The organism is Streptomyces sp. NPDC050704 (genome assembly GCF_040654355.1).
Classification (GTDB): domain Bacteria; phylum Actinomycetota; class Actinomycetes; order Streptomycetales; family Streptomycetaceae; genus Streptomyces.
In genome coordinates this window covers 1-3,082 of sequence record NZ_JBFAHW010000253.1, presented here as the reverse complement: position 1 = coordinate 3,082, position 3,082 = coordinate 1, and the positions used below count along the sequence as shown (strand labels likewise).

The window sequence follows — 3,082 nt, the reverse complement described above, 5'->3', positions numbered from 1 at the left end:
GCCAACGGGTCGCTGCTTCCGCTGCTCGCGCCGCTGCTGCCGCACCTCAAGTCGGTCGAGCACGTGGTCATCTCCGGGCCGGGCGACCGACGCACAAACCGTGGGCACCTTGTGCATGTGGGCCGCGGTGCTGCTGCGCCTGCCGCACACCCTGGCCGCCCGGCGGCAGCGCGAACTGTGGCTGGCCGGAGTCGCGGCGGCCTGCGCCACCTCACTCGACCTGGACGCCGTGGGCGATGCGGCCGACCAGTACCTCGGCAGTCTGCACAGCGTGGAACTGGTCCGCAATCTGTGCGGTCTCGTCTCGGCGTTCGCCATGCTCGAACTGGTCCTCTCACTCGCCGCCGGCCCCCGGCGCCGGGCGCTCCTCGGCTGGTTACGGATCACCGCCTGCTGCGTCGTCGCGAGCACCGTGGCCCTGGACACAGCACACCGACCGCACGGGCGGCACCTGATCCTGGACGGCTCCTCTCCCACGCCGTCCACGCCCTACTGGCTGCTGATCATCACCACACACCTGATCGCCAACGCCCTGTGCGTCGCGGTGTGCGTACGCCGCGCCCGCCACACCGGCAACCGCCCCCTCACGACCGCCCTGCTCCTGCTCGGCGCCGGTACCGCCATGGCGGGCACGTTCTGGCTCGGTGCGCTGTCCCAACTCCTCGGCCACACCTGGTCACAGCCCCTGCAGCCGTTCGCTCTCGCACTGCACGGCCTGCTCATCGCCGCGGCCCTGGCCGCGCCCACCACTCAGGCCGCCCGGCACGCGGTCACCGACTTCAGGGACTGGTGGCGGCTCTGGTCGCTGTGGCGCCACCTGGTGGAGGTGTGCCCGCAGGTGCTCCTCGCTCCCCCGCGCGGACGGCTCCGGGAGACCTTCTGGCCCCAGGGCCCGCGCAGACTCCTGCTGTACCGCAAGCTCATGGAGATACGCGACGCCATCCTCGTACTCGACAAGTACGCCACCCCCGAACTGCACGCGTCCGCACGGGCGTTCGCCGCCTCGGTGGGCGACGAGGGCAGAACCGCTCCCCCGGCGGAGACACCCCTCGACCACAAGCACTCGGCCGCCGTACTCGCCGCCGTTCTGAAAGGCGCCCGCGCGGCCTGCCCGGCCGACGGGACGCCGCGCCGCCGCACGCCGCCCATCGCGCAGATCGGCGCCGACACCCTTCACGACGAGCGCGCCTTCCTGATCTTGGTGGCCCGCATGTACCGCTCGGCCCCCACCCCTGTCCACCCGCACACCCCCGTACCAGAGGATGCACCGCAATGACCACCGATACCCCGCCCCGCGCCGGCCAGCGGGAGTGGATCGGACTCGCCGTCCTGGCCCTGCCGACGCTGCTCATCTCCATGGACATGACCGTCCTGTATCTGGCCGTTCCGCATCTCAGCGGCGATCTCGGGCCGAGCTCCACCGAACTCCTGTGGATCATGGACATCTACGGGTTCCTGATCGCCGGGGCGCTGGTGCCCGCCGGGGCGCTCGGCGACCGCATCGGGCGCAAACGCATCCTGCTGATCGGCGCGGCGCTCTTCGGTGCTGCCTCCGCGATCGCCGCCTACGCGAGCAGCCCGGCCATGCTCATCGCCTCCCGGGCGCTGCTGGGCCTCGCCGGCGCCACCCTGATGCCGTCCGCCCTGTCCCTGATCCGCGTGATGTTCCACCGGCCGAGCCAGCGCAGCTTCGCCGTGGCCATCATCATGACGAGTTTCTCCGTCGGCACGACCGTCGGCCCGCTGCTCGGCGGCGCGCTCCTGGAGCACTTCTGGTGGGGCTCGGTCTTCCTGGTGGGTGTACCAGTGATGGTGCTTCTCCTCGTCATCGGCCCCGTACTCCTGCCCGAATACCGCGACCCGCACGGCGGCCGCGTCGATCTGCCGAGCGCCGCGCTCGCCCTGAGCGCCGTGCTGGGCGTCGTCTACGCGGTCAAGCACGTCAGCACGTCCGGAGCCGACCTCGCGTTCGCCGTCTCTCTCGCCGTCGGCCTGGCGCTCGGCGTGCTCTTCGTCCGCCGCCAGAACCATCTGGACGACCCGCTGCTCGACCTGTCCCTGCTGCGCGACCGCGTCATCAACACCTCATTGGGGACCTACCTGTTGGGCCTGTTCGCCATGGGCGGCACCCAGCTCTTCATCGCCCTCTACCTCCAGGAGGTCCTCGACCTCTCCCCGTTCGTGGCCGGGGCCTGGATGGTGCCCGCCTCCGTGGGCACCATCATCGGTTCCCTGCTCGCTCCGCTGCTCACCCGGCAGCTGCGCCCGGCGACGGTCATCACCGGCAGTCTGGTCCTCGCGGCACTCGGCTTCGCGACGCTCACCCAAGTCGGCGAAGACGACCTGGCGTTGCTCATCGTCGGCTACGAATTGGTGGCCCTGGGCCTGAGCCCCATGATCGCGCTCTGCACCGACCTGGTCATCAGCAAGGCCCCGTCCCACCGGGCCGGAGCGGCCTCCGCCCTGTCCGAGAGCAGCGGCGAGCTGGGCGTGGCACTCGGCGTCGCCGTCCTTGGCACCATCGGCACCGCCGCCTACCGGGCCCAGCTCTCGGACCGGCTGCCCGACGGCCTGTCCCAGGCCGACGCGGACGCCGCGCTGTCCGCTCTCGGCGGCGCGAAAGAGGCCGCCGCCGGCCTGCCGGAGAACCTCGCCACCCCACTGCTCACTGCGGCCCGCGAGGCATTCAGCCACGGCCTCGGCCTGACCGCCGCCGTGGCCAGCGCGACCGTCCTCGCCGCCGCCCTGCTCGCCGGAACGCGGCTGCGCCATCTGCCGACGAGCAAGGAAGCCGAGAAGGCCGGACTCGACACGGGGACGGAGCGCACGGAGCCGGTGACGTAGAGGCCCGCGGAAACCGGGCGAGGAGGGTGGTGCGAGGACCGGCACATCACGCAGGGGCGAAGGTGAACTGCCCCTGCGTGCTCTCATCATGCCCGCGCGTCGGTGTCTGGCCGCGTCAGGAGCCCCAGGAGCCCTTGGAAGAGTGAGCGGTGTGCATCGTGAGGTCGCAGGTCACAGGTCTGGTGTGAATGTCGAGTTGGGTACTCGTGCCGGTCGGCGGCCGATGACCATGGCGTAG

Annotated in this window: 2 protein-coding genes; both read left to right on the top strand. The window is 71.3% G+C overall.

What is annotated here, in order from left to right:
- The first annotated feature begins 109 nt into the window (after positions 1-109).
- Positions 110-1,276, top strand: a complete 1,167-nt coding sequence (locus tag AB0I18_RS51830; RefSeq protein ID WP_363112855.1) for an MAB_1171c family putative transporter — start codon at positions 110-112, stop codon at positions 1,274-1,276.
- Positions 1,273-2,844: an MFS transporter gene (locus AB0I18_RS51825; RefSeq protein ID WP_363112854.1), complete on the top strand. Its 1,572-nt coding sequence runs from the start codon at positions 1,273-1,275 to the stop codon at positions 2,842-2,844. Before AB0I18_RS51830 ends, AB0I18_RS51825 begins: the two co-directional genes overlap by 4 nt.
- Positions 2,845-3,082: the final 238 nt, after the last annotated feature.